This is a genomic window from Phytobacter cepae (assembly GCF_054165735.1).
Window position 1 is genome coordinate 1,927,117 of sequence record NZ_CM135107.1, and the last position, 25,049, is coordinate 1,952,165.

Below are 25,049 nucleotides of genomic sequence, written 5' to 3' on the forward strand. Positions count from 1 at the left end.
AGCATAAATGAGGAGGTTGCATGGAATACCACGTCAGGCAGATTGAGAAGCGCACTATCGCCGGGTTTCATCTGGTGGGGCCCTGGGATGCCACCGTTAAGCAAGGTTTCGAACAGCTGAACATGTGGGTGAGGAGTAAGCAAATTCAGCCACTGGACTGGATATGTGCTTATTACGATAACCCGGACGAGGTGCCAGCGGAAAAGTTACGCTGCGACATAGTGGTCTCCGTCCCCGACGATTTTGTGATCCCGGAAAACAGTGAAGGGGTGATGAAGACCGAACTGCCGGGCGGAGAATATGCCGTTGCGCGCGCCAGAGTCTATAACCTCGAATTTGAAAAAGCCTGGGATCTGTTTTTTGACGAACTGATGGGAGACGAACACTATCAGATCGCGCTTCGTCCTTGCTTCGAGCTTTATCTCAACAGTGCGGAGGAAGAGGGCTATTGGGAAATCGATATGTATATCCCCGTAGAGCCGAAAACCTGACAATTTTTCAGTCATCATAAGGGTAACCGATGGGGCCGTTTTCATCTGTTACCCTTTTTTGTTGTAAACAGTGACCTTAGCCGCAGAAAAATCGCTACAATTGCGCCTTCGTCTTTTTGACTGGAGAGCGGGTGTGCGCCCCGATAAATCACTCAGTCCTTTTGAAATCAGGCTTTATCGCCACTACCGCGTGGTTCACGGGGTACGTATTGCGCTGGCCTTTGTCCTGACCTTTTTGCTGGTGCGTTTGCTGAATATTCCGGAAGGGACCTGGCCCTTAATCACCCTGGTGGTGGTAATGGGGCCGATTTCCTTCTGGGGGAATGTTGTACCTCGTGCCTTTGACCGTATCGGCGGCACCATCTGCGGTTCTGCACTGGGTCTGGTGGCCCTGAAGCTTGAGCTTCTCTCTCTTCCCTTTATGCTGCTGTGGTGCGCTGGCGCCATGTTCTTGTGTGGCTGGCTGGCACTCGGAAAAAAGCCGTATCAGGCCCTGCTTATTGGCATTACCCTTTCGGTGGTGGTCGGTGCGCCTGCAGGAGACATGGAAACCGCGCTCTGGCGAAGCGGGGATGTCATTTTTGGCTCGCTTCTCGCCATGTTGTTCACCGGCATCTGGCCCCAGCGGGCTTTTTTGCACTGGCGCATCCAGATGGCGAACTATGTCACGGCATTCAATCGGGTTTACCAGGCGGGATTCTCCGTCAACCTGGTCGAGCGCCCGCGTCTGGAAAAGCACCTACAAAAAATCCTCAATGACGTGGTAAAAATGCGTGGATTGATTACGCCGGCGAGCAAAGAAACGCATATTCAGAAAGCAATTTTTGAAGCGATTCAGACAGTGAGCCGCAATATGGTGTGTATGCTTGAGCTGCAAATCAATGCCCACTGGGCTTCGCGATCCAGCCACTTTGTGATGCTCAATGCGCACACGCTGCGTGAAACCCAACTGATGACCCAGCAGACCCTGCTCACTATTGCCCATGCATTATACGAGGGGAACCCGCAACCCATTCTCGCCAACACGGAAAAACTCAATGAGATTGTTGCGGAGCTGCGTGAACTGTTGCGTGAACATCAGGGCGATGCCCTGGTAGAGAACTCCATCCATGGCTATGTGTGGTTGAGTATGGAACTGGCTCGCCAGCTGGAGTTAATGTCGCATCTGATTTGCCGGGCATTGCGCAAATAAACTTCATCTAATCCTGAAAAACGGGCCGGTTGTTTCGATTCAGCCCGATTTGAGGTTATGATAGGGAAAAGGATAAAACCATTGTCATCAGCAACGGCTAAAAGTAAGGTCTACCCTATAGCGGTTGCTTTAACGAATCCGAATCTCACATTATCAGGGGTGTCAAAATGGAAACAACTAAGCCTTCATTCCAGGACGTTCTGGAGTTTGTTCGTCTGTTCCGTCGTAAGAATAAACTGCAGCGTGAAATCCAGGACGTTGAGAAAAAGATCCGTGACAACCAGAAGCGTGTTCTGCTGCTGGACAACCTGAGCGACTACATCAAACCAGGTATGAGCGTTGAGGCCATTCAGGGCATCATCGCCAGCATGAAAAGCGATTACGAAGATCGCGTGGATGACTACATCATTAAAAATGCTGAAATCTCCAAAGAACGTCGCGAGATTTCCAAGAAACTGAAATCAATGGGCGAACAAAAGCCAATTGAGCTGAAAGCAGAATAAGACTGACCACGGTGAGGGAGCCTCTCTCACCGTTTTCTTCATCCCTCCTTCACACCGCCTTCCACCATCCGTAACAGATGCCGCTTCGGCCAGTGCACAACTAATTCAGGTTTATCCAGATGCCAGCTCACTTGCTCGACGTCATGTTTGTGCCGGTCGAGAAACAGTCCAACGACACTGCCGCTGTGGGCAACATTTAATCCGTAAAGATCGCAGGCTTCAACCAATGCCAACAGTTCACTGAACGCAGGTTTGGGCAGCAGGTTTTGGCTGGCTACCGCACTGCGTGTGGCGGCGCGAGCGAGTAGCGTGGGCGAATTGTGTGCACAGGCCTGTTGCACCTGTTGCCAGGCCATATCCAGTTCATGGGCATTCGCTCTCAGCATTTGCCCGCGCGCAAGGCGATGGTAATCCTCGGTTCGCAGGGTCAGCGGGCTTTCCAGCAGCAGAATGTCCATGGCCGGAAGGCCCTCGCAGGCGATACGGGTACGTGCAGTGTTGTGATCAAAAAGGGTCAGATTGCGGAAAACCGTGCTGTCCGTGGGCTCAAGCATCACGCACAGCCTGGCAAGCGTGTTCTCATCAAGGGAATAACCGAAGTGGCGTGAGGTGGCAACCGCCGTCGCCGCGATATCGGCTGTACTGCTCGCCATTCCCTTAGCAATCGGGATAGTCGAGCAGCAATCAATGCGAATCTCCTGGCCATAATGAGAGGAGATCTGCCAGTGTTTTAATACCAGATTCACCATGGCCCGGACCAGCGGGCGCTCGCCCGGAAGTGGTGAACCGGTGGTGATTTCGACCTCGCTGTACCAGTCAACAGGGCAGGAGACCAGCTTCTCGCTTCCCTGAATCCAACCCTGAATAATTTCACCGCAGGATGCGGGACACAGTGCCAGCGCCACGCTCAACCTCTCATCAAAAGCAACACCGACCGGATAGTGTCACGCGGATCCGCTAAAGGCCAGGATTTCTCGTAACGACACTACCTCCCCAACGACGATCAGCGCCGGGGCGTGAAAGCCCGCCGCTTCACTTTGCTCAGCGAGTTGCGACAATGGCGCTGTCACAACCTGCTGCTCAGGGGTACTGGCGCGCATTACTACTGCTGATGGTGTCTCGGGTGATTTGCCTGCTTCAACCAGTGCAGAGCAGATGGAGCGTATTTGTGCCATCCCCATGAGGATGACCAGCGTGCCTGACAAACGCGCCAGTGCATGCCAGTCCTGAGGCGCTTTACCCTCCTGTAAATGCCCGGTGACCACATGAAAACTCGACGCGCAGTGGCGATGAGTGACAGGAATCCCGGCAGCTGCCAGACCGCCAATTGCTGAGGTAATACCGGGAACCACCTCTACCGCAAGCCCCTGTTCGCGTAGCGCCAGTGCTTCTTCACTACCGCGCCCAAAAACAAAAGGATCGCCACCTTTAAGCCGGACGACTCTGAGTCCACGGCGGGCGCAATCAATCAGAATTTGATTGATTTGCGGCTGCGGAATGGGGTGGCAATTGGCTTCCTTACCCACATCGTGAAACTCGCAGCCCGTGGGTGCTTCTTTCAGTAACAGCGGGTTGACGAGTCTGTCAAAGACCACCGCTTGCGCGTTTCGCAGGCAGTTCAGTCCCTTCACCGTCATTAACCCCGGGTCGCCGGGGCCTGCACCGACCAGCCAGACTTTACCGGTCATGCTGCTGCCTCCGCATACTCAGGCAGGGCAATTCGCAGGACATCACGGGCTATCATCAACTCCTCATTGGTGTTGATCACCGCCACTTTCACCACCGATTTCTCCGTCTGAATAAAGGTTGCATTACGGCTGTTTTTCTCAGCGTCTACCTCCAGCCCCAGGAAGTGAAGATCGCGACAAATCGCCTCTCGTGCTCGCGCTGAATTTTCTCCGATCCCCCCGGTGAACAGAAGCACGTCCAGCCCACCCAGTTGCATTATGTAAGTGCCAATGGTCGCCCGAATACGTTCCGCGAAGAGCGTCAATGCCAGTGCTGCGCGTTCGTTTCCTTCACCGGCGGCTTTTTCCACATCGCGGAAATCATTGGAGACACCTGAAACGCCCAGTAAACCAGACTCATTGTTAAGAAGCGTATTCAGTTGCTGCGGATCCTTCCCTTCACGTTGTGCGACCCACGGCAAAATGGAGGGGTCGATATCCCCGCTACGGGTGCCCATCATCACCCCGGATTGCGGCGTAAAGCCCATCGAAGTATTAATGGAACGTCCACCTTTGATGGCGCACAGGCTACTACCATTGCCTAAATGGCAGGTGACAACGCGCAGCGCGCTCAACGGCACGCCCAGTTTCTCTGCCATGAGCTGGCTAACATATTTGTGGCTCGTACCATGAAAACCGTAACGGCGGATGCCCAGCTCTGCGTAATAACGCCAGGGTAAAGGATAGATAAAAGCACTTTTGTCCAGCGTCTGGTGGAAAGCGGTATCAAAGACCGCCACCGCAGGCGCATGAGGTAATGCCTGCCTGAAGATGCGGATCCCGACCGCATTGACCGGATTGTGTAACGGTGCCAGTTCGGCGAGGCGCTCAATTTCTGCCAGTGCCTCATCGGTAATTAATGTCGAATCTTTAAAGGTTTCGCCACCGTGCGCAACACGATGACCAACACCATCGATTGCGGTGAGTGACGGAATGATCTGATGTGAGATCAATTTTTCCAGTAACAGGGTGGCGGCTTCTTTATGGCCTGGAATCTCAAGGGTCTCCTGCCACTTTCTTTCACCTTGTCTCAGGGTAAAAATGGCATCGGACAGGCCAATACGCTCGATCAAACCCTGGCACAATAACGTGCCTGCGGGCATGGTGAGCAATTGAAATTTCAGAGAAGAACTCCCGGCGTTAACCGCCATTATGGTGCGGGACATGAAGACTCCTGGGGTTGAAGATAGGCAATCACCGCCGCAATGCCCTGGCCGGTTTGCGCACTGGTGATGAAAATATGTTGAGCGCCAGACTGCGTCAGCCATTGGCCTGCTCTCGCAATGTGCTCGTCCTCTGCCAGATCCGCTTTAGTGACGATCCCAATAGTTGGACGATTCATCGGTAGGGTGAAGCCGGGCGAAAACGGACACCACTGCGCGTCGGCATTCAGCACCAGCGCAATCACATCCGCCTCGCAGGCGCTGGTAAGCAGGGCGCTGTAAAGGCAGCGGTTTTCGAGGTATTCACCCGGTGTATCAATTGTTTCCGGAGACCAGACAATGGCCTGAGTTTTCTGGTAACGAACGGCCTCTCCCCGCAACCGCTGGGTGAGGGAGGTTTTACCGCACTGGCTTGGGCCAATTAACATCATTCGTTTCATGGCATCAGGTCCGGGTAACCTGGCAGGTGGTAAAATGCAGCATTTCTCCCAGTGAGCGCGTGACCTGGCGTAGGGCATATTCCACTGAAGAGACATCCCCGGTAAGGACCACCGCGCCGGTAAAACGGTCGATAAAGCCAATCTCAACCGCGCCCGATTTGGTGGCGATGTCGCAGGCAATAATCGAGGCTTCACTTGGCGTAATGGTCAGAATCCCGATCGCTGACGCCGTCTCGCTCAGCCCGAGCTTTTTGTAGAGCTCTTTACCGGGGTTAGCGATAAGGTGGGCCAGCGTGACCTGTTTCCCCGGCACGTATTCCTGAATCATGCGTTCTGTTGTGTGTTGCGTTTCCATCACCCCTCCACAATCTGTCGCCACATGGCTTCATGCGGGCGAGGAATAACGGAGCGATAAACTAAGAGTCCTTTCTCTCCGGCACTCTCACTGGCCACGGTGACTGCATTTTCAACGTCAGATATATCGCCCGCGACAACCATGTAGCATTTGCCACCGATGCCGAACGCCATATGCACCCGCACCAGGGTGACGTTTGCGGCTTTCACCGCGCGGTCTGCCGCGTAGACGCAGGCGGCCACACTCCAGGTCTCCACCACACCCACGGCCTGGCGGTTCTCGACGGCATTCAGCCCGCTAATGGCGGGCAAGACCGCCGCATGTATATTGGGCAGCACAATGCTGTCGACCAGCATTTCACCTGCCTTGCTGTCGCCAGCGGCTATGGCTTGTTGCACGGCACCGACATCTCCGCCAATCATCAGCAGGAATTTGCCAGGGCAGAGCGTTTTACTGACCAGTAGCGAGACGTTGGCGCTTTTCAGCATGACATCGCCAAGCTCCATGCCCTTTGCAATGCTGGTCAGTTCAAGTATTCCAATGGCTTGTGACATGTTTATCCTCGTACAACGGTAATGGCATGATCTGTCACCGACGAAATCACGCCGTCGATGCTGGCATGCAGCGGCACACCGAGTGCGCCTTGCGGGACATCGGCAATACACTGCCCCCGGGTGACACGCTCGCCTTGTTTCACTGAGGGCACCGCGGTAGCACCTATATGCTGACGCAGCGGGAGCACCACCTGAGACGGCTCGACATCAAGTACTTTCAGTGGGGCGTTCTGATACCAGTCGTTTAATCCGAGTTTGGTTATCAGCCGTTTCACCGGAATCAGGCGGTAGCGGGCCATTTCATCGGCCTCGCGCAGCGGGCCTTCGTAGCGTGCACCGCTGGCGCGCAGTTCGGCTTTGAGCAGGCGGTTAACGCGCATGGGGGATATGCCCACCGGGCAGGCGACGCTCTCACAGACATTGCATTCAGAGCAGGTCAGGGCGCTCAGCAGGGTTAAAGGCGTGGCGACATTCTGATAATTGACCGCTCTCACCAACAGATGAGGCGAGAGTTCGTGACCAATAATGTGGCGTGGGCAGAGATCGGTGCATAACCGACAGTGCTCACAAACGGTACGGGCAATGGTCAGTACCGTTTTGTCGTCCTGCATTCTACGCGCAATCAAGGGGTGTGATTTAGGCAGGACCAGCAATCCACCAGTGGTTTTGGTCACGGGCGTGTCCAGAGAGGCGATAAGTCCCCCCATCATCGGACCGCCGTTGATGAAGCCGGGATCGTCGACTGTCGCCCCGCCCGCAAGCGCAAGCACTTCCCGCAGCGATATGCCTAACGGTACGGTGACCGTCAACGGTTGCCGAACTGCACCGTTGATAGTGAGCGTACGGCGGGTGACGGGATAGTGCTGTTCCACAGCGCGGGCGATGTTCAGTACCGTCTGCACGTTGTTCACCACAACCCCTACACTTGTGGGTAATGCCGCGGGCGGTACGCGTCGGCCGGTGGCGAGCCAGATGGTGATCACTTCATCACCCGCCGGATAGACATCCGGCAAAATATGCAGGCGTATTTGCGGCGGCAAGATTGGTGTGAGTGCATCGATAGCGGCGTGATATTTCTCTTTCAGCGCAATAATGCCCTGCGTTGCGCCGGTCGCGCGCATGCCGTACAACACACCCCGCACCAGACGCTCCGCCTGCTGTGGCATCAGTTGCTGATCAACTTTCAGCATGGGTTCGCATTCGGCGGCGTTGATAAGGAAAATCTCCACCTGCGCCTGCAGTTTCACATGTGTCGGGAAACCGGCGCCGCCTGCACCGACGACGCCAGCGGCGAGGACGCTCTCACGAATCTCCTCCGCAGAGGCGGGACTAACGACTCCCCACGAAGGGGATAAGATGGCGACTTCACTCACAGCATTTCCTCCAGCAGATGACGGATTTCGCTGGCATCAGCAGGGCGTGGTGTTGTCTTGATAGTGACGTCTGCCAGCGCGGCTTCCACCATGACCGGAATACGCTCACGGAAACATTGCGCTGTCGTTTTTAGCGCACTTGAAAACGACGGAACGTGACACTGCTTTTTCAGTTGCTCAATCTGGCGAACAAGCGCATTGACTGCCACTTGTTCATTAGCCGTCGACGGGCAAAAGTGACAGGCTTTTGCCAGCCGCGCATAGCGTCGCGCTGCGCGTTTGTCTTTGGCATTAAACTGAATAACGGCGGTCAGCAGCAGGGCATTCGCGAGGCCATGCGGAAGATGAAACTGCCCACCAAGCTGGTGGGCAATGGCATGGTTAATTCCTAAGCCGGACTGGCTAAATGCCATGCCCGCCAGAGTGGCGGCGTTGTGCATCTTGCCGCGCGTCGCCAGACACTCGCCGTTACTGACTGCTACCGGCAAATACTGAAATACCAGTTGAGCTGCTTTTTCTGCCAGAGCATCGGTAAAATCGCTGGCTTTGGGCGACACATAAGCTTCAAGTGCATGGGTCAGCACATCAAGCCCGGTGTTTGCCGTAATCGCAGGCGGTACGCTCACTACCAGTTCCGGGTCGAGAATAGCGATATCCGGGTAGAGCGCATTGTCGAAAAGAGGATATTTAATCCCTTTTTGCGGATCGCTGATCACGCATGCGCTGGTGACCTCAGACCCGGTGCCGCTGGTGGTAGGAATAGCAACGCAGGTTTCGATGTCGATCCCCAGTTGTTTACTGAACCAGACAATCGCTTTGGCGGCATCTAAAGCAGAACCGCCACCAAACCCAACAACCACATTCGGCTTGAGCGACTGCATTTGCGCAATACCTTCGACAACCGTGGCTATCGTAGGGTCTGGCGTGATATCGCTAAAGATGCTGATGCGGTTATCAGCCGGAATCGCCTGCTTTAACATATCGATCAATGGCGAATGGGCCAGAAAACCGTCGCATATGACCCAAATGTGCTTTTCGTGAAAGCGCTTCAGCACGCTGAGGCTGCCCACGCCGCTGTAGAGTCGCGTTTGTAGCGAAAATCTGTTCATATCAACTCCGGTTAGCGAATCGAAAAACCGTTTGTCAGCACACAACGACGAGAACGGGCAAAGGTTTTTGCCGAGGTCGTGCCTTCCCCCGTCGGCGTCGCAATGGTAAAGGTGGTAAAGCCTTCGCCACCAACGCCGATGCCTGCGTAGGACGGACCGTTTTTCACGAAAATGGAGGTTTGCAGGCTGCGGGCAGCCAGATTCAGACGGGAAACGTTTTGTGAATGCATGACCGCCGTGTGGTGTAGGCCTTCTTCGACAACCAGCGCCAGTGCCAGAGCGGCTTCGAAGTCATTCACTCGCACCACCGGTAGCACTGGCATCAGTTGCTCAGCGGTCACCAGCGGATCGTCTGCCGCCACTTCGGCGATGAGCAGACGCGGCGCTTTAGGCGGTACGCTCAGCCCGGCCGCTTGCAGGATGGTCGATGGACTTTTGCCAACCAGTTTTTTATTCGCCACGCCGTCGATGATGCAGGCAGCACGCAGCTTATCGATGTCGCTACCGGTGACGCACAGTGCGCCAAAGGCTTGCATATGCTGTATGAGGCGGTCAGCAACGCAGTCGACGACAATCAGGCTCTTTTCTGCAATGCAGGGGAGGTTGTAATCAAAAGAGGCACCGTTGATGATGTCTTCTGCTGCTTTCACCAGTTCGGCGGTTTCATCGACAATGCAAGGTGGGTTACCAGCGCCTGCGCCCACGACTTTTTTACCGCTTTTGAGCCCCATCAACACAATGCCAGGCCCACCAGTGATGGCCAGCAGGGCAATTTTGGGGTGCGTCATCATCTGTTGTGTTGCTTCAAACGTCGGTTCAGCAACCGTTACTACCAGGTTACGAATACCCGTATTGCGAAAAGCAATATCCTCCAGCATACGAATCAGCTTGAGCGACACTTTTTTGGCGCCTGGATGCGGGCTGAAATAGACGGTATTGCCTGCCGCCAGCATGCTGATGCTGTTGTTGATAATGGTTTCGGTCGGGTTGGTGCTGGGGGCCACCGAACCAATCACGCCAAAGGGGGAATACTCAAACAGGACCATGCCTCCGTCGCCGGTCAATGCGGTCGTCGTGAGGTCCTCAATGCCAGGGGTGTTTTCCAACGCCGCTTTATTTTTGAGGAATTTATCTTCTTTATTACCCATGCCAGTTTCAATGGCGCTTTCTTCAGCAAGCGACGCCAGGTGCGATGCCAGTTCCTCACGAATGCCGCTGATGATGGCGCTGCGGGTCTTTAACGGACATTGCTGGTAACGCAAAAAAGCGTGGTGAGCGGCATCAATGGCTTCAGCAGGCGTCGCGAACACACCGTGGACGGCACTCTCTTTGTTCTCTTCAACCGGTGCAAGTTGTTCGCTCAGAATAGTGCGAATGAGGGTTTCAAGATCTGACGAATTCATTGTTTTTTTCCCATGTTTATCGCCGCAAGTGCGGTCTGAGCAATATCCATGTCCTGTTCAACGGAACCTCCGCTGATGCCAAGACCACCAATTATGTTGCCGTCGCGCCAGAGCGGAAATCCGCCTCCGAAGGTGACGACTTTGCCTTCCATGTGGGCTTCTAATCCATACAGCGCGGATCCAGGTTGCACTGCATCAGAGAGTTCATGTGTTGCCGACTTCATGGCGACGGCAGTCCAGGCTTTTTTTGGCGCCAGATCGCTGCTAACTAACAGCGCGTCGGGCATACGCCAGGTGAGCATGACAATTCCTTGCGCATCGACGACGCTAACCACCACCGGGACACCAATCTCGCTGGCCCGCGTCAGTGCGGCTTTTGCCAGTTGATGTAATTCATGAAACGAAAGGCCCTGGGGGGCATTATTTATGTGCAGACTTTGCGTGGCGGCACGGTAGCGAACTGCCACCTCATGAATCACCTTTTCCTGATGGGCAAGATGATCTTCAAGACGCGCGAGGGCAAACAGGCAGTCGGACAGGCGGTTGATGTAACGCATCAATACCTGGCGGACATTCATCTGTTCATTCAACTCCACCAGCCGTCTTTCAGCTCTGCGGGCAAGCGTACGGGCAAAGTGCAGCCTGGCAGCTGCTTCACATCGGCCGGGGAGAATAAAGCTGTGTACGCTATCGACCCTTGACATGGCCTGGTCGATAGCCAGTTCCAGCGCTTCTATCTCTTCCGTGCTGATATAGCGCTGCTTAGGGGAGGGCGTCTCGCTTTCACTGGCAAGCTCCGCGCTGAACCAGAAAATCTGTAGCTCAATCGCTTCCAGAAGCGTGCGACTCTCGGTTGAACGTGAAGCGCAGGCGCACAGACTTAAGGCTGAATTCAGTTCGTCCAGGGTACCGTAGGTTTCCACGCGTGGATGGGTTTTGCTCACGCGCTGGCCGCTGAAAAGGGCAGTGGTGCCGGCATCCCCAGTACGGGTGTAAATAGCCATCATTTCTCCTTACCGTGACAAGGTGTCAACAATGCCCACAATGGCCAGATCAATGGCTTCATTAGGGCCAGAAAACACATGCCGTGCACTGGAACCGCTGCTTAAAAGCACCAGTTCACCAATACCTGCGCCCACCGAGTCGACGGCCACCTCATCGCCTTGTGTGGGATGGGGAGGCAGTTCGCCGTCGGCAGAGATCCGACGCACGAGCAGCAATTTTTTGCCGACCAGCGACACTGATTTTTGCGTCGAAACGACGGAACCCGTTACCTTTGCGAGATGCATGATTTACTCCTGCTTCACGAGCCGGATGTGCTGCGCTGTCAGCGCCTCACGTGCCAGTGCAGTGATAATGGTTTTACGTGAGGTCACCAGCCAGCCCCCTTTCAAACCGACAATATCCCGGTAGCTCAGTACCTTAGTTTTGCAACAGGTGATGCTATTTCCGTTTTCATCACGCAGGGTCAGAGGCAGCTTCGCCAGACTGAAAAGGGGCAGAAAGGGCAGAAATCTGCTGTTAATGCTGAGTGTCACCTGCATCCCCAGACTCAGTGCTTCGAACAGATGGGCGACGGCAGTATTGTCCTGATCGCCATCCGCCAGTTGACGTAAAAAACAGAGGTCCGTTTGCTGCACAAGCAGTGCGTCATGGGTGAGAAAATGAGCCATCGCAGAGGCGTGCCGTAACTCCTGCTGGCTTAAGGTGATGACATGGTTGACGCGGGCAAGCAGACGCGCAGCGATCAGCTCGACGATGTGCTGCATCTGTTCGCTGTTCATGCGCGTAGCACCAGACGGGCGAAGGCACCGGGTTCATCGGCACCCGAGGCATTGGCTTCATCAGTATCAATATGCATTTCAAGCAGGAGTCCTGGCGAAACGCGGATAGCGACATCGTCGAAAATAACCCGACGCCCTGTCCCTTCTATGGCGACACGCACGTTATCACCGTGCGACACCCGCAATATCAGAGCATCCAGGGGGGACATATGAATATGTCGCTGCGCCACAATCACCCCATTCGGCAGCTCAATTTCGGCATAGGGGCTAACGACTTTGATCCCCGAGGTGCCAGCCAGATTGCCGGACATACGTAGTTGGGCCGCCACGCCAAGCGCGCGCGCATCCGTCCGTGAAATTTCAACCTGGCTGGCACCGCGTAACGGTCCAAGCAGACGTACATTTTTCAATTGGCCTTTCGGACCCACTAACGTTACCGTCTGTTCAGCGGCAAAATAGCCTGGTTGCAGCAACGGTTTTTTAATCGTGACGGATTGCCCTGGAAACAGGCGGTCGAAATCCGTTTGTGACAAATGGATGTGTCGGTTAGATATACCCAGTGGGATCGGACGCGCGCGCATCTCATCCAACACCTGAGTGACAGCATTTTCAACGACTTGCTTATCCATAGTTATTCCCCTCGCAGTCCGCTATGAATGCACAGCGTGCGTGGCTCCCCCTTTTGGCGCGGGCAGACCGGATCCAGACAAAGATTGCAGGTGACCAGATGACTTTCCGTCACGTCAGCATGAGCAGAGACTGTCGATTCGTGAGCTAAGGGTGCCTCATGCATGGCGGTCTCTTCTGCTGCTACTGCAGGTTCTTTATGTGTGTCTGACGGTTCACGAACGGTGACTATCGCTTTTGGCACCGGCCCCAGAAGACCGTCGGCAGGACGAGCAATCACTTTCTGCGCCACCAGTCCGTCACGCGACTCGGCAAAATGTGCGCCGGTGATGATGGCCGACTGTACGGACGCCACATCACCGGCAACTTTAATGACGGTCCAGCCGGAACCATTGGTTTTTTCCATACCAATCAGCGTGATGGAAGCGGCTTTCGCCATAACATCCGCGCAACTGATGGCCAGTGCCAGACCGCTAACTTCGAGTAATCCCAGTGACTGCTTCACGCTGTGCTCCTCTGGCTGGCTGTCAGACTGATTTAGGTAAAATGGCTTCGACATCGCTATGTGGACGTGGGATCACATGGCACGATTTCACTTCACCCACTGCGCTGGCTGCGGCGGCACCGGCATCCACCGCTGCTTTTACTGCTCCCACATCTCCGCGAACCATGACGGTGATCAGTCCAGAACCAATTTTTTCGTATCCGATTAACTGCACGTTGGCGGATTTCACCATGGCGTCGGCGGCCTCAATTGCACCCACCAGACCCTTTGTTTCAACCAGTCCCAATGCGTTGTTCATACTGCGGTTCCTCTGTTTATGAATAAATGTGGTTACCTGAACGGTATCCCTTTAACCAGTCTGGCGGCGTTGTTACCCGCGGCTCGCCGGGACTGGCAGTCTTCATGATGCATCAGCGAAAAAAGCGGTGCTGAGGCGGGTAAATTTCGGTAGTGAATCACCAGTTTTTCACTGTCGCAGGCCACTCCAACCAACAAGGCGGACTGATTGGCCGCCTGCCAGGCATGGGCCACAACGTCCGCACCAGAGCACTGTTGCCAGCGCCAGGGAATGCCTTCTTCTTCAATCCCCCACAAGACCTCCTGCCACAGCGGTTGGCAGTCGGTAAGGGCAGTAATGACAATCACCGGGCTATCCTGATTAATGTCCATGGGCGAACGCCTTCTGCCATGAGAGGATGAGGCCGGTGGCCACTGCGTTACGCGGGCCTTCAACGCCACGAATATTGCCCCGCCCGGCGACCAGCCGATAATGGGCCAGAGCATCGGTCACCAGTTGGGGCACTTCGAAATCGAGCGAGGAGCCGCCCACCAGTACAACGAACGGGATATCGCGAATATTACCGGTGGGGCTGACCTGGCGTAATGCGCGCAGGGCGTTGGTGACGAAGACGCGCTCTTTCGCACTGCGGCGAATCGAACGGACTTTTTCCAGCACAAGTTCGCCGGGTAGCGGTACCAGTTCATCCGGTTTGACGACGCAAACGCGGGCAAACACTGCCGGGGGCAGAGGGGTAGGGAAGAACTGCACGCTGCCATCTTCATGACGCAAATGGAACAGGCTTTCGACCTTCGCCAGCGGGTACTTTTTGATCTCTTCGGCCAGATAACGATCGTCAAGGCCCAGTTCGCGGGCGATGATCATGGTGACCATATCGCCTGCCCCCGCCAGATGGGTAGCGGTAATCTGCCCCTGCGGGTTTATGATTGAGGCATCGGTTGAGCCTGCCCCTAAATCAAGGATTGCCAGCGGTCTGGTGGTGCCGGGCGTGGTGAGTGCGCCAAAAATGGCAGCTTCAGCCTCCGCGCCGCCGACCTGGACATCCACATGCAACTGTTGTTCGATCTCGCGCGCGATCATGGCCATCTGCAAACGATCTGACTTCACCATCGAGGCGATGCCCACCGCCTGCTCAAGCGAAAACTCACCGGCCAGCCCTCCGGTCACATTGACGGGCACGGCGGTATCCACGGCCAGCAAGTCCTGAATAAAGACATCACTGCTGGGTTTGTTGGTCAGCTCTGCCATGGTCTGGCGCACGTGTTCGAGCATGCCACCAATATTGGTGCCGGGTTCGCCGGTGACATTATCGAGAGCTGGGCACTCATTTACCGCTTTCATGATGGCGTCAGCGCCAGCGGCAACGTCTACGCGCAGGGTTCTGCCGTTAGCGATTAGCTCAATGTTGCCTGCTGGAATGGCGCGCGCTTTCACATCACCTGACGGCGTCTTTACGACCACGGCGGAGCGGTTGCCAATCAGTGCGCGTGCAACAGGCACGATGTTGCGCGTCTCTTCTGCACTAAGCGAAAAGACGGTGGCGATGCCATAGGGGTTGGAGAGACTTTCAATGACTTTGCCTGGCATGGCGACTTCAATAGCGGCCAGCATGCCCAGCGGAATGCGTTCTATATATAAGACTTCATCAACAATAGGCACCTGCCTGTCGAGGCGATTATTGACCAGCACGCCATCGTCACGTTGCAGGATAACCCCATTGATCTGGTAGCCGACCTGGGTAGCAGCGTTAATCATCTGCGCCACGTCGGTAAAGCTAAAATCGGCGGAAACCACCAGAATATAAGGCTGTTCCGCCGGGTGCGTGAGCAGCTCAGCCGGCGTGATCGTGATGCCCACCCCCAGACCAAGCCCGCCTGGTGTCTTCGGGTTATGGCCAATCATGGTGGACTCCGTGATGATGGTTTCCGTAATGGTTTCCATCGCCACGTCCCCAATCACCGGCGTTGCTTCGTTGATGCGAATAAGCGAAATATCGCTGACAGAGATGCCGACGCCCTCAACTACCCTGTTGAGCGCCTCTTTGATGCCAAACACATTACGTAATGTGCCCTTAACGCCAGTGGTCTCTGCCAGTGAGCTACTTATAATGTTGAGCGCACCCGCATCATCCATCACGGCAAGCGCCACTTCGGTTGATGAGTTTCCGATATCAATGCCAGCTATATAACGCATAAGTCATCCCTGTAGTTAATCGTCGCCTTTGAGCTTTTTACGCTCGACATACAGCGCTGCGGCTTCACGAACGAACGCGGCACAGATTTTGGCTTTGTAACGGCTTTCCAGATCTTCAGCGATTTCCAGTAACTCTTGCTTCGATGAACGATAAGGACGCAGGGCATTATAAATTTCGAGGATGCGGTCATCGGGCACCGCCGTCAGTTCCGCCGCGCGCTCAAAATTCATCGCCAGGCGATCGCGACCGGCATCCTTGGCAATAGAGGCCTGGATACGCAGCGTTTCCGGGGTGATACGCATATCCTGAGCAGTGATTTTCCCGCTCAGTACGTTTTCGAGTGTCAGTTCATCCAGCGTTTTATTGGTCGAGGTTTTGACCCACTCAGGGTGCTTATTCGCCAGTGGGTAATCGCTAACTTTAGCCTGATGTGCGGCTCCGTTTACGGGCATTGCCACTGCTGCAGAAGGGGCTGCCTCTTGCAGACTGTTCATTCGGCTAAGCACATCACGAACCATTGATTCAATTGCATCAGCATTCATGGTGTTATCCTTTTAAAGCGCAACGCGCAGCTCTTGCGGGTTTTTACCCGTCACGACGTATTTGGTTTCTTTAATGTGCAGAATGGCTGACTTGGCCTGATACTTCGGCCGTGCCATCTGGTCATTAAGGGTTGGGACGGGTTGCGGAGACTCACGCTTGGCGTAACGCGCCGCGTTTTTGCCAATCTGGCGGTACGTTTCCAGCGTCAGCAGCGGTGCCTGCGGGAAGAGCTCAAGGTTAGAGAGTGGAGGCAGCCCCTGCTGATGAATGACCGTTGTGCCTTTGGACTGAATGCCAACAGAGATACCAGAGCCGCTCAGGCGGTTGCCTTCAACGGCTACGAACGCCACATCAGAAGATTTAAAGCAGCGAATGACGCGTGCCTTAACACCTTCTTCTTCAATACCTGCAATGACTTCGCGCAGAATGCTTTTGTGCGACAGACCGACGATATTCACCGTTTGCGAAAGCCCAAATGCCGGGCCGACAGCAATAATCACTTCGTCCTGCAAGGTGCCTGGCTTCGCTTCACCGATTTCGGTCAAAAAACCATCCTCGGCGCTTGTGGCAGGTTTTGCCGGGCTTGCTGAGGTGGCATTAAACGAGACGGGCTTGTCGCTGGTTTGCATTTCCGACAGCACGCCTTCGATGATCTGGCGCAGCAATTTTTCATTAATTTCCATCTTTCACCCCTTAGCCCATTTCGTTCGGATCGAGTGCGCCCGGGATGTTCTTGATCTCTTCCCAGCGTTCACCTTGCAGGCGATAGCCCGTTGCCGGACCGGCATAATCATTCACGTCGTTAACTGCGGAGAGCACCAGACCCTCGCCAACGATAATGGCGGAGGTATGGAGGTAGTCGCCGGTCAGCTTCGCTTTCTGAATGTTGAGCATGTCCTGTGCAACATCCTGATATCCACCGTCAGCCAGGGCTTTCACTACTTCCAGACCGTTACGGTTTTTGGTGATGATTTCCTGCGCAAACTTAATGTCTTCGACAATGTTGCGTTCCGGCATATCTTTCGAGCCGTGGGCATAGGTTGCAGCTTCGACTTCTTCATCCGTGATCGGTGGCAGCCCCATCCCGGCAAAGACAGCTTGCAGCGCACGGGCGGCTTTGTTACGGATGGCGATAACGTCTTCTTCACGCACCGGACGCAGCCCACCGTCGACTTTCAGGTCACGTTGCAGGACGTTGTAATCATCAAAGTCTTCGGCGTCTTCGTTTGAACCGGCGAACATGTTGTCGTAGTTCGGTACAGCGGAGTAACCGGAGGAGATAAAGTCAGTACCCGGCAGGAACTGCATCAGAAGACGAGCCGTACGGCGCATATCCGAGTGGGTAAAGGTCTGGTCGTTACTGGACGCACATTCCAGGTCCAGCGCGGCACAAATCAGGTTTTCTGCCAGAATGGCGCGGATCCCTGACGGCACAGCGGAAGGAACGCCGACGCAGCTGACGGAACCATTTTGCAGCCCCTGAACCCCCGCAGCTTTCGTGATGTAAATGCAGCGAGCTTCGAGATAAAGCATGGATTTGCCTTCGGCATAACCCATCTGTACTTCTGAACCCGAGCCGGAAGTAAAACGCATTTTCAGGCCGCGAGAGGCGTATGAAGAGGCGAGAAAACCCTTCGACCACGGGGTATCGTCACCATCGGTGAAGACAGGTTCGGTACCATAAACCGAAATGGTTTCTGCATAACAGGTGTGGCCAAGCATACCGAGTTTCAATTCGGTCGCTTCTTCCAGTGAACACTGGGTCAGTACCCCTGGGCGTCCAACCTGAGAGCCCACCAGCAGGGCGATAGCGTTGAAGGGGGCATAGCGTGCGACGGCAACGGTCGTTTCCTGCTCGTCAAATCCGCGATAAGCTCCCTCGGCCGCGTCGGCGGCGATTTGTACCGGATTGTCTTTGACGTTAGTGACGTGCGCCTGTTGAGAAGGGGTACGACGTGCACGCATTTTTTGCATGGACATCATCATCTCGACCACGTTCATGTGCGAAACCACTTCCACAATCTTCGCGGGTGTCATGGCGGTGGTCAGCGGTACGATGTCGCTGCGTTTTACATTGGGATCGCAAAGCATATTGGCGAGCTTTACGGAATCCATTTTCATGACTTCTTCTGCGCGCTGCAGGTTAATGCCGTAGCGGGCAATAAAGTGGTCAATCAGGTCAAACTGACTGACGGGTTTACCGTCTAATTCAGTGACCACGCCGTCGACGATGCGAATTGAGGGCTTAGGATCGTTCGGGCTTTCCATTGCGATAAAGCCTTCTTCAATCCACTCCTTCACAAAACCGTCCTGGTTAACAGGGCGTTTCGCCAGCGCTTCAAATCTTTTCGATCTCATGAAACAGCCTCTCTGTTATCAGATGTAGGACGGGCGGTCGTTTTTCGGTTCAGCGCCCAGGGTGCCCAGCACGGTTTTCCCGATTTCACGGGCAGAAATGACGGACTGGCGAACGGCTCCGGAATCCCCGGAGATGACCAGAATGGCTTCGTTACTGAAGCTGGTGCCATTGGCCGGCGAGCTATAGGCGACCACTTCGACATTCGCTGATTTCAGTGCGGTATCAGCCATCAGAACCCCAACCGAGGCTGGTGCGCCGACAATCACGCCGCAGGCACGCCCCACGGGGGCGCCAAAGGCTTTTTCCAGCGCATAGCTTGCGCGGGCGGTGTATTGCAACTCGATATGGCCCGCTTCGTTGGCGTACACATCGCCAAAGGTGCGATCCAATTCTTTGAGTGCCACTTCAATGGCGCGCTTAACGTCGGAGACGTCATTGCCACCAAGCAGAATCAGTGAGCCGTGGCCCGCACCGCCTTTGGTGTCACGGGGTAATTCAATACTGATCACTTCCGTGTTGGTGGCTTTGACGGCTTCATCCGCCGCCATGATGTGCGGGCCCGCACCGGTGCGTGCCCCAAGAATGCCAATTGAGCGATAACGTTTTTCAAGCTTCATTGCATCAAGAAGTGCGCTGTCGACATTGGCGATAACCAGACCAACCGTGTCGCCGATCGCTGTGCCGACAAATTCCGTTAAACTGCAGCTTTTTTCAGCCATAGCTGTCTCTCGTGTGGGATGGGTTACAGGGGGGGAGGCCGGTGATGCCGGTGAGGATACTTTGGCAATCACCTTCGCCATGATCTGTTCGACCAGGTCATTGCTACTCATTGGCTAATTCCCTTGGGTAAGATTTTTTCAACATCAGTGTGCGGACGCGGGATGACGTGTACGGCTTTCACTTCACCCACCTGCGCGGCTGCGGCAGCACCTGCATCCGTCGCTGCTTTCACGGCGCCAACGTCACCGCGAACAATCACTGTTACCAGGCCAGAACCTATTTTTTCGTAGCCCACTAACATGACATTGGCGGATTTAACCATCGCATCGGCTGCTTCAATAGCGGCCGTCAAACCTTTGGTTTCCACCATTCCTAATGCTTCTTGTTGCATAATGACCTCGATAAGGTTGCCCTGATTTTTCGAATATACAAATTCGCGAGGAAAAAGAATGGCTCTCTTGGAATTACATTCAAAACTTCCTGGCTTAATCAGGCAAAATAATTGCATTATTTTTATCTAATCTATTGATTTTAATGATTTAAATTATTTTATGGTATGGTAAATTATTGCTATTTAAATATCAGTTTTGTATTTTTATTCGTGACAGGTTTAATGTGTTGTGCTAATTGCGCACGCGAGAGTGATTTGTGAGCAGGGCTATAAATCCGCACATCAATAAAAGCAATTATTTGTTATTTGCAATACGCCAGAATGCACCGTGAATAAAGGGTTAGCCTTCAATTTTCGTTTATTTAGATCGCAATATAGTGTTATTAAGAGGCGATTTTTTTGGTACTTAACTCGCGAGGTTGCCAACACTTTTTATCCGGGCGTTTTTATAGTGTGCGGCGTTGTACTCTGCTGCCAGCTACAGGCGTGCTGGTGAGATCGTGATTCTACCTGGAAGGTGACAAATGAATGATTCACTTAAGGCGCAATGCATCGCCGAGTTTTTAGGCACAGGGCTTTTCATGTTTTTTGGCATTGGCTGCTTGTGCGCAATGAAGGTTGCCGGCGTCACGCTGGGTTGGTGGGAAATCTGTATTATCTGGGGGCTGGGTATATCGCTGGCTGTTTATCTGACGGCGGGGGTTTCAGGTGCGCATCTGAATCCGGCGGTTACCCTGGCACTATGGCTGTTTGCTTGTTTCCCCGTAAGGAAAGTCGTTCCCTACATTGTTGTGCAAATTGCGGGCGCTTTTGGCGGAGCGGCGATGGCCTATCTGCTCTACCATAATCTGTTTATTGAGTTTGAAACAGCCCACCATCTGGTCAGAGGTAGCGCGGAAAGTTTGCAACTGGCTGGGTTGTTCACCACCTACCCCGCAGCTGCCATCAGTGTCTGGCAAGCCGCATTGGTTGAAATTGTCATCACTTCAATTTTTTTATGCATGATTATGGCATTGACGGATGACGGTAATGGCGTCCCTCGTGGGCCTCTGGCCCCGCTGCTTATTGGCATACTTGTTGCGGTCATTGGGGCTTCAATAGGGCCTTTAACCGGGTTTGCGATGAACCCGGCTCGCGATTTTGGTCCAAAGCTGTTTCTCTTTTTTGCTGGCTGGGATGAAATAGCATTCACGGGAGGTCGCAACATCCCTTATTTTCTGGTGCCTATATTTGCACCGATTATTGGCGGGTGTATAGGTGCTGCCTGCTATCGATACCTGATCGGTAAAAATCTCCCCTGTAATACATGTAAGCTTGATGAGAGCGAAAATTAAGAAATTATCGGAATAAGCGACTGAAAGACGCGGTAACGCGAAAAGTATTTCGTGATCTGCTTTCACGAAAGCACGAAATCGTCTCCCAGAGATGGGAGACTTTTGTTATCTTGCAAAAGTTTACTCCTCATCTTGCCAGCAATTAAGCTGCAAGTTTAATGATATGTAAACGAATCGGTTTTTTATAACAATAAATTAAAATTAACTGAGAGGTTTTATCATGATTTCTGCGAGTGCCCTCAACTCGGAACTCATTAATAAAATCGCCCAGGATTTTGCACAAGCCACCGGTCTGGCCGTTGTTGTCGTTAATATCCACGGCGAAGAAATTTCCGAGCTTTTTAATTTTACCCCTTTTTGCCAGATGATGCGGCAGAACGCCCAGCATAGCGCCCGCTGTCGCATGAGCGACCGCTGCGGCGGTTTTGAAGCATCGAAATCAAACCAGCCCTGCATCTATCGTTGCCACGCTGGGTTAACAGACTTTTCTATCCCCCTGGTCATCGCCGGACACCTGGTTGGTTTTGTACTCTGCGGGCAGGTACGTTTGCGTGAAGGTGAAAGCGTTGATTTAATTAATATTTTGAATATTGACGATCGCTGGCAGGCCGATCAGAAACTGATGGATGAGTTTCTCAACGTGCCTGAAATGGATTATTCCAGAGTTATCGCCTCCGCCGATTTGCTGAAACTTATCGTTGAAAACTGCCTGAAAAAACAGCTCAATTTTGTTGTTATCAAAGATCAGCAGCAGTCGCAGGAGCAAAGCAAAACCAGTCGCATTCAGGGGCCACATGACAGCAAAATGAAGAAGGCATTGCGCTATATTGATGCACATCTCTCTGACGAACTTCGCCTTGAAGACGTGGCAGCGCATGTTTACCTTAGTCCTTACTACTTCAGTAAATTGTTTAAAAAATATCAGGGTATTGGTTTTAACGCGTGGGTAAACCGTCAGCGAATGGCCAGTGCAAAAGAAATGCTGTGCCATAGCGACTGGAGTATAGCCAGTATTGCGCGCAATTTAGGATTTTCTCAAACCAGCTATTTTTGCAAAGTTTTCCGTCAGACATATCAGGTCACGCCACAAGTTTTTCGCCTGCAAAATAATGCAAATTATGACGGTGATTAAATTTTCGAGAACAATATTTTGTTGTTCGGGAATACAGTTTATTCGTCTTAATGGCTGTTCTGATAACATCTCAGCAGTAATGCCTGGCAATAAATTGTTATAGCGCAACAAATTATTGTCTGCAGGCGGATAAACTGAACCAGTTTTTATTTCCCTGATGCGATAGATTGCAGTCAGGGAAAATGACTGTTTAGCCCAACCAGAGGTCATGGTCTTGGGTGAAAGGTCTCCCATGAAGCCATCAGGTTCGCCACAAAAATTTTGTGGCAGGGAAGGGGGTGTGAATCCCCCGCAGCCCCCGCTGCTGTGATGCTGACAACCCCGTAAACGCCACTGACCAACGGTCGGGAAGGACGGGTGAGGATGACGCTAAGCCAGAAGACCGACCTGACAGGTGACACACAACAACTTCGGTGGGAAGTCGGTTGCAGAGAAGCGTACAGTCATCGCACTGGGACCACGCGCATCCTGACTCAGCCTTTCCACCCTGAATAGGGTTTTAAGGTATGTCTGACGGGCATTGTGCCTTTATTCTTGCCGGTACCGGAAGTGGCTGTGGGAAAACCACCGTCACGCTCGGTCTGCTGCATGTGTTACAGCAGCAAGGTATGCGGGTGCAGCCTTTTAAAGTCGGCCCGGATTACCTCGATACCGCCTGGCACACTGCCATTACGGGCGTCTCCTCTCGTAACCTGGACAGCTTTATGCTGCCGGAAGCCACGCTTAATGCCCTGTTTAATCAGCAGATGCCATACGCCGATGTGGCGGTAATTGAAGGCGTGATGGGCCTTTATGATGGCTTCGGCACCGATCCGAATTATTGCAGCAGTGCCGCCCTTGCCAGGCAGCTTGGCGTACCGGTTATTCTGCTGGTAGATGGCAAAGCGGTCTCCACCTCCATTGCGGCAACCGTGATGGGATTCCAGCAATTCGATCCCGAACTGAACATTGCTGGCGTCATCGTTAATCGCGTCAACAGCGATAACCACTATCAGCTTCTCAAACATGCGATTGAACATTACTGCGGTATTCCGGCGCTGGGGTATGTGCCCGTCACGCCAGGCGTGAAACTGCCTGAGCGTCACCTCGGACTGGTCACCGCGCGTGAATCCCTTATCGACGCTCAACCCTGGCATGACTTTGCCGCGCGGATCGAACAAACGCTGGATATCGACAAACTCCTTTCCCTCAGCAAGCTTGCTGCATTACCCGAAGGGAAGTGGCCTCCGCTGCCTGCTACAGACGCGGGCGCGGGGTTAACCCTGGCCCTGGCCGATGATGAAGCCTTCAATTTTTACTACCCGGATAACCTGCAGCTGCTGGAAAGGGCAGGTGTAAAAATCATCCGCTTCAGCCCGCTTCACGACACCGAACTGCCGGCATGCCAGATGCTGTGGCTTGGCGGCGGTTACCCGGAGCTCCACGCCCGTGCGCTTGCGGCTAACATCCCTATGCTGGAAGCCATTCGCGCGGCACATCATCGTGGTGTGGCGATCTACGCAGAATGCGGTGGCCTTATGTATCTGGGGTCTACCTTGCGCGACACCGACGGTCATGTGCATGCCTTTGCCGGGGTGATCCCGGGTCACAGCGAGATGGGCAAACGGCTGACCCGCTTTGGCTACTGCGAAGCCACCGCACGCCAGCCAACGCTGCTTGCGGATGCAGGCGAAACGCTACGCGGGCATGAGTTCCATTACTCCGACTTTACCTCTGAACTGAACGCCGTGATGGATTGCCAGAAGACACGGGATAACAAAATCTTGTCGCAATGGCAGGGCGGATGGCAGGTGGGCAACACTTACGCCAGTTACCTGCATATTCATTTTGCCCAGCGCCCGCAGATGCTTAACCGCTGGATCCAGGCCGCAAGGGGTGTGGCATGACTATCCTGGCCTGGTGCGTGGCATGGCTACTGGACCGCTGGTTGGGTGACCCGCCTCACTGGCCGCATCCGGTGCGCTGGATTGGCGCTTTAATCAACCTCACGCAAGCCGCCATTCGCCGGGTTTTTCATTCCGGGAGTGCCCTGTGCATGGGGGGCGGGGTGATGTGGCTGGTGGTGGTGGGTGTCACCTGGGCTACGGCATGGGGAGTGTTAACCCTTGCTAACTGGGTTCACCCCTGGTTCGGCTGGTGCGTTGAAGTATGGATGATTTATACCCTGCTGGCGGCCCGTTGCCTGGACGACGCGGCGCGTGAAGTGGAGCGGGCGCTACGCCACGGCACCCTGAGTGAAAGTCGGGAAAAACTCTCGTGGATTGTGGGTCGCGATACCACACAACTGCAACCGCCACAGATCGCCCGTGCGGTGGTCGAAACCGTCGCCGAAAACACGGTAGATGGCGTTATTGCCCCCTTGTTCTTCTTGTTAATCGGCGGTGCGCCGCTGGCGATGGCATACAAAGCCGTTAACACCCTGGATTCGATGGTCGGCTATAAACATGAAAAATACCGTGCCATCGGGATGGTCAGCGCGCGTCTCGATGACGTTGCCAACTTTATTCCTGCGCGTCTGAGTTGGTTGTTACTGAGCTTCGCTGCGGTGTTCTGCAGACTAAACGCCAGAGATGCGCTGCGCGTAGGCTGGCGCGATCGCCGCAACCACAGCAGTCCCAACTGCGCATGGCCGGAAGGAACCGTGGCCGGCGCGCTGGGTGTGCGTTTGGGTGGCCCAAATGACTATTTTGGTGAGCGCGTAGATAAGCCCTGGATTGGCGATGATACTCGCGCCATCACCGTTGAGGATATTTCGCACACAATCCGGTTGATGTGGGTGGCGTCCACTCTGGCGCTGGGCTTGTTTGCGCTTATGCAGGTTACGCTGGCAGGAGCAGCACTCTTATGAAAAC

General features: G+C 54.0%; 29 protein-coding genes and 1 riboswitch. Of the genes, 7 read left to right on the forward strand and 22 right to left on the reverse strand.

Translation table 11 applies throughout. From position 1 onward, the window contains the following. The first annotated feature begins 20 nt into the window (after positions 1–20). The 3 genes from sbmC (at position 21) to ACUY4Q_RS08890 (ending at position 2,186) form a co-directional block, all read left to right on the forward strand. Positions 21–491 carry a DNA gyrase inhibitor SbmC gene (gene sbmC / locus ACUY4Q_RS08880; protein WP_458046671.1) on the forward strand — a complete coding sequence of 157 codons (471 nt, stop codon included), beginning with the start codon at positions 21–23 and terminating at the stop codon, positions 489–491. 133 nt (positions 492–624) lie between these two features. Continuing rightward, positions 625–1,683 carry an FUSC family protein gene (locus tag ACUY4Q_RS08885; protein WP_458046672.1) on the forward strand — a complete coding sequence of 353 codons (1,059 nt, stop codon included), beginning with the start codon at positions 625–627 and terminating at the stop codon, positions 1,681–1,683. Positions 1,684–1,850: 167 nt separating this feature from the next. Next, entirely contained in the window at positions 1,851–2,186 is a 336-nt protein-coding gene (locus ACUY4Q_RS08890) for a DUF496 family protein (RefSeq protein WP_458046673.1), read from the forward strand. A gap of 38 nt (positions 2,187–2,224) precedes the next feature. On the opposite strand, the gene ACUY4Q_RS08895 is transcribed toward ACUY4Q_RS08890, so the two are convergent. The 22 genes from ACUY4Q_RS08895 to pduA are packed head-to-tail and all read right to left on the reverse strand — an operon-like array spanning position 2,225 to position 19,731. Further along, positions 2,225–3,091: an L-threonine kinase gene (locus tag ACUY4Q_RS08895; RefSeq protein ID WP_458046674.1), complete on the reverse strand. Its 867-nt coding sequence runs from the start codon at positions 3,089–3,091 to the stop codon at positions 2,225–2,227. 39 nt (positions 3,092–3,130) lie between these two features. Beyond that, positions 3,131–3,874 (reverse strand): uroporphyrinogen-III C-methyltransferase, encoded by a 744-nt coding sequence (cobA, locus tag ACUY4Q_RS08900; protein WP_458046675.1) that lies wholly within the window; start codon positions 3,872–3,874, stop codon positions 3,131–3,133. After that, positions 3,871–5,079, reverse strand: coding sequence for an acetate/propionate family kinase (locus ACUY4Q_RS08905; RefSeq protein WP_458046676.1), 1,209 nt, complete (start codon positions 5,077–5,079; stop codon positions 3,871–3,873). Before ACUY4Q_RS08905 ends, cobA begins: the two co-directional genes overlap by 4 nt. Further along, positions 5,064–5,516 (reverse strand): propanediol utilization protein PduV, encoded by a 453-nt coding sequence (pduV, locus tag ACUY4Q_RS08910; protein WP_458046677.1) that lies wholly within the window; start codon positions 5,514–5,516, stop codon positions 5,064–5,066. The genes ACUY4Q_RS08905 and pduV overlap by 16 nt, the downstream gene beginning before the upstream one ends. A gap of 4 nt (positions 5,517–5,520) precedes the next feature. Next, entirely contained in the window at positions 5,521–5,871 is a 351-nt protein-coding gene (gene pduU, locus ACUY4Q_RS08915; RefSeq protein WP_458046678.1) for a propanediol utilization microcompartment protein PduU, read from the reverse strand. After that, a complete protein-coding gene (pduT, locus tag ACUY4Q_RS08920; RefSeq protein WP_458046679.1) occupies positions 5,871–6,425 on the reverse strand; it encodes a propanediol utilization microcompartment protein PduT in 555 nt (184 codons plus the stop codon). The genes pduU and pduT overlap by 1 nt, the downstream gene beginning before the upstream one ends. A gap of 2 nt (positions 6,426–6,427) precedes the next feature. Further along, positions 6,428–7,783: a 4Fe-4S dicluster domain-containing protein gene (locus tag ACUY4Q_RS08925; protein WP_458047298.1), complete on the reverse strand. Its 1,356-nt coding sequence runs from the start codon at positions 7,781–7,783 to the stop codon at positions 6,428–6,430. Between the two features lie 11 nt (positions 7,784–7,794). After that, the gene (locus tag ACUY4Q_RS08930) at positions 7,795–8,907 is read right to left on the reverse strand and encodes a 1-propanol dehydrogenase PduQ (RefSeq protein ID WP_458046680.1); all 1,113 of its coding nucleotides are present in this window, start codon (positions 8,905–8,907) and stop codon (positions 7,795–7,797) included. Between the two features lie 11 nt (positions 8,908–8,918). Next, on the reverse strand, positions 8,919–10,310 hold the full coding sequence (gene pduP, locus ACUY4Q_RS08935; RefSeq protein ID WP_458046681.1) for a CoA-acylating propionaldehyde dehydrogenase PduP: 1,392 nt from the start codon (positions 10,308–10,310) through the stop codon (positions 8,919–8,921). Next, complete coding sequence (pduO, locus tag ACUY4Q_RS08940) at positions 10,307–11,314, reverse strand: two-domain cob(I)yrinic acid a,c-diamide adenosyltransferase PduO (protein WP_458047299.1); 1,008 nt, start codon at positions 11,312–11,314, stop codon at positions 10,307–10,309. Before pduO ends, pduP begins: the two co-directional genes overlap by 4 nt. 9 nt (positions 11,315–11,323) lie before the next feature. Then, a complete protein-coding gene (locus ACUY4Q_RS08945) occupies positions 11,324–11,599 on the reverse strand; it encodes a EutN/CcmL family microcompartment protein (RefSeq protein WP_458046682.1) in 276 nt (91 codons plus the stop codon). A gap of 3 nt (positions 11,600–11,602) precedes the next feature. Further along, positions 11,603–12,094 carry a PduM family microcompartment protein gene (gene pduM, locus ACUY4Q_RS08950; protein WP_458046683.1) on the reverse strand — a complete coding sequence of 164 codons (492 nt, stop codon included), beginning with the start codon at positions 12,092–12,094 and terminating at the stop codon, positions 11,603–11,605. Next, positions 12,091–12,723, reverse strand: coding sequence for a phosphate propanoyltransferase (locus ACUY4Q_RS08955; protein WP_458046684.1), 633 nt, complete (start codon positions 12,721–12,723; stop codon positions 12,091–12,093). The genes pduM and ACUY4Q_RS08955 overlap by 4 nt, the downstream gene beginning before the upstream one ends. Positions 12,724–12,725: 2 nt before the next feature. Next, positions 12,726–13,226: a BMC domain-containing protein gene (locus tag ACUY4Q_RS08960; protein ID WP_458046685.1), complete on the reverse strand. Its 501-nt coding sequence runs from the start codon at positions 13,224–13,226 to the stop codon at positions 12,726–12,728. Between the two features lie 22 nt (positions 13,227–13,248). After that, positions 13,249–13,524 (reverse strand): propanediol utilization microcompartment protein PduJ, encoded by a 276-nt coding sequence (gene pduJ, locus ACUY4Q_RS08965; RefSeq protein ID WP_458046686.1) that lies wholly within the window; start codon positions 13,522–13,524, stop codon positions 13,249–13,251. A gap of 32 nt (positions 13,525–13,556) precedes the next feature. Further along, the gene (locus ACUY4Q_RS08970; RefSeq protein ID WP_458046687.1) at positions 13,557–13,895 is read right to left on the reverse strand and encodes a glycerol dehydratase reactivase beta/small subunit family protein; all 339 of its coding nucleotides are present in this window, start codon (positions 13,893–13,895) and stop codon (positions 13,557–13,559) included. Continuing rightward, complete coding sequence (locus tag ACUY4Q_RS08975; protein WP_458046688.1) at positions 13,885–15,717, reverse strand: diol dehydratase reactivase subunit alpha; 1,833 nt, start codon at positions 15,715–15,717, stop codon at positions 13,885–13,887. Before ACUY4Q_RS08975 ends, ACUY4Q_RS08970 begins: the two co-directional genes overlap by 11 nt. A gap of 15 nt (positions 15,718–15,732) precedes the next feature. After that, positions 15,733–16,260: a propanediol dehydratase small subunit PduE gene (gene pduE, locus ACUY4Q_RS08980; RefSeq protein WP_458046689.1), complete on the reverse strand. Its 528-nt coding sequence runs from the start codon at positions 16,258–16,260 to the stop codon at positions 15,733–15,735. Between the two features lie 12 nt (positions 16,261–16,272). Next, positions 16,273–16,944 carry a propanediol dehydratase medium subunit PduD gene (gene pduD, locus ACUY4Q_RS08985; RefSeq protein WP_458046690.1) on the reverse strand — a complete coding sequence of 224 codons (672 nt, stop codon included), beginning with the start codon at positions 16,942–16,944 and terminating at the stop codon, positions 16,273–16,275. Between the two features lie 10 nt (positions 16,945–16,954). Next, positions 16,955–18,619, reverse strand: coding sequence for a propanediol dehydratase large subunit PduC (gene pduC, locus ACUY4Q_RS08990; protein WP_458046691.1), 1,665 nt, complete (start codon positions 18,617–18,619; stop codon positions 16,955–16,957). 18 nt (positions 18,620–18,637) lie between these two features. Then, positions 18,638–19,450: a propanediol utilization microcompartment protein PduB gene (pduB, locus tag ACUY4Q_RS08995; protein WP_458046692.1), complete on the reverse strand. Its 813-nt coding sequence runs from the start codon at positions 19,448–19,450 to the stop codon at positions 18,638–18,640. Then, positions 19,447–19,731, reverse strand: a complete 285-nt coding sequence (pduA, locus tag ACUY4Q_RS09000; protein WP_041851904.1) for a propanediol utilization microcompartment protein PduA — start codon at positions 19,729–19,731, stop codon at positions 19,447–19,449. The genes pduB and pduA overlap by 4 nt, the downstream gene beginning before the upstream one ends. Positions 19,732–20,255: 524 nt before the next feature. Here pduA and ACUY4Q_RS09005 point away from each other — a divergent pair. From ACUY4Q_RS09005 to cbiB, 4 genes are all read left to right on the forward strand, one after another. After that, the gene (locus ACUY4Q_RS09005) at positions 20,256–21,065 is read left to right on the forward strand and encodes an MIP/aquaporin family protein (RefSeq protein WP_458046693.1); all 810 of its coding nucleotides are present in this window, start codon (positions 20,256–20,258) and stop codon (positions 21,063–21,065) included. 220 nt (positions 21,066–21,285) lie between these two features. After that, positions 21,286–22,197, forward strand: a complete 912-nt coding sequence (gene pocR / locus ACUY4Q_RS09010) for a transcriptional regulator PocR (RefSeq protein WP_458046694.1) — start codon at positions 21,286–21,288, stop codon at positions 22,195–22,197. A 226-nt stretch (positions 22,198–22,423) separates the two neighbouring features. Further along, a riboswitch (cobalamin riboswitch) is annotated at positions 22,424–22,602 on the forward strand. 101 nt (positions 22,603–22,703) lie between these two features. Further along, on the forward strand, positions 22,704–24,083 hold the full coding sequence (locus tag ACUY4Q_RS09015) for a cobyrinic acid a,c-diamide synthase CobB (RefSeq protein WP_458046695.1): 1,380 nt from the start codon (positions 22,704–22,706) through the stop codon (positions 24,081–24,083). After that, a complete protein-coding gene (gene cbiB, locus ACUY4Q_RS09020; RefSeq protein ID WP_458046696.1) occupies positions 24,080–25,045 on the forward strand; it encodes an adenosylcobinamide-phosphate synthase CbiB in 966 nt (321 codons plus the stop codon). The genes ACUY4Q_RS09015 and cbiB overlap by 4 nt, the downstream gene beginning before the upstream one ends. Positions 25,046–25,049 lie beyond the last annotated feature (4 nt).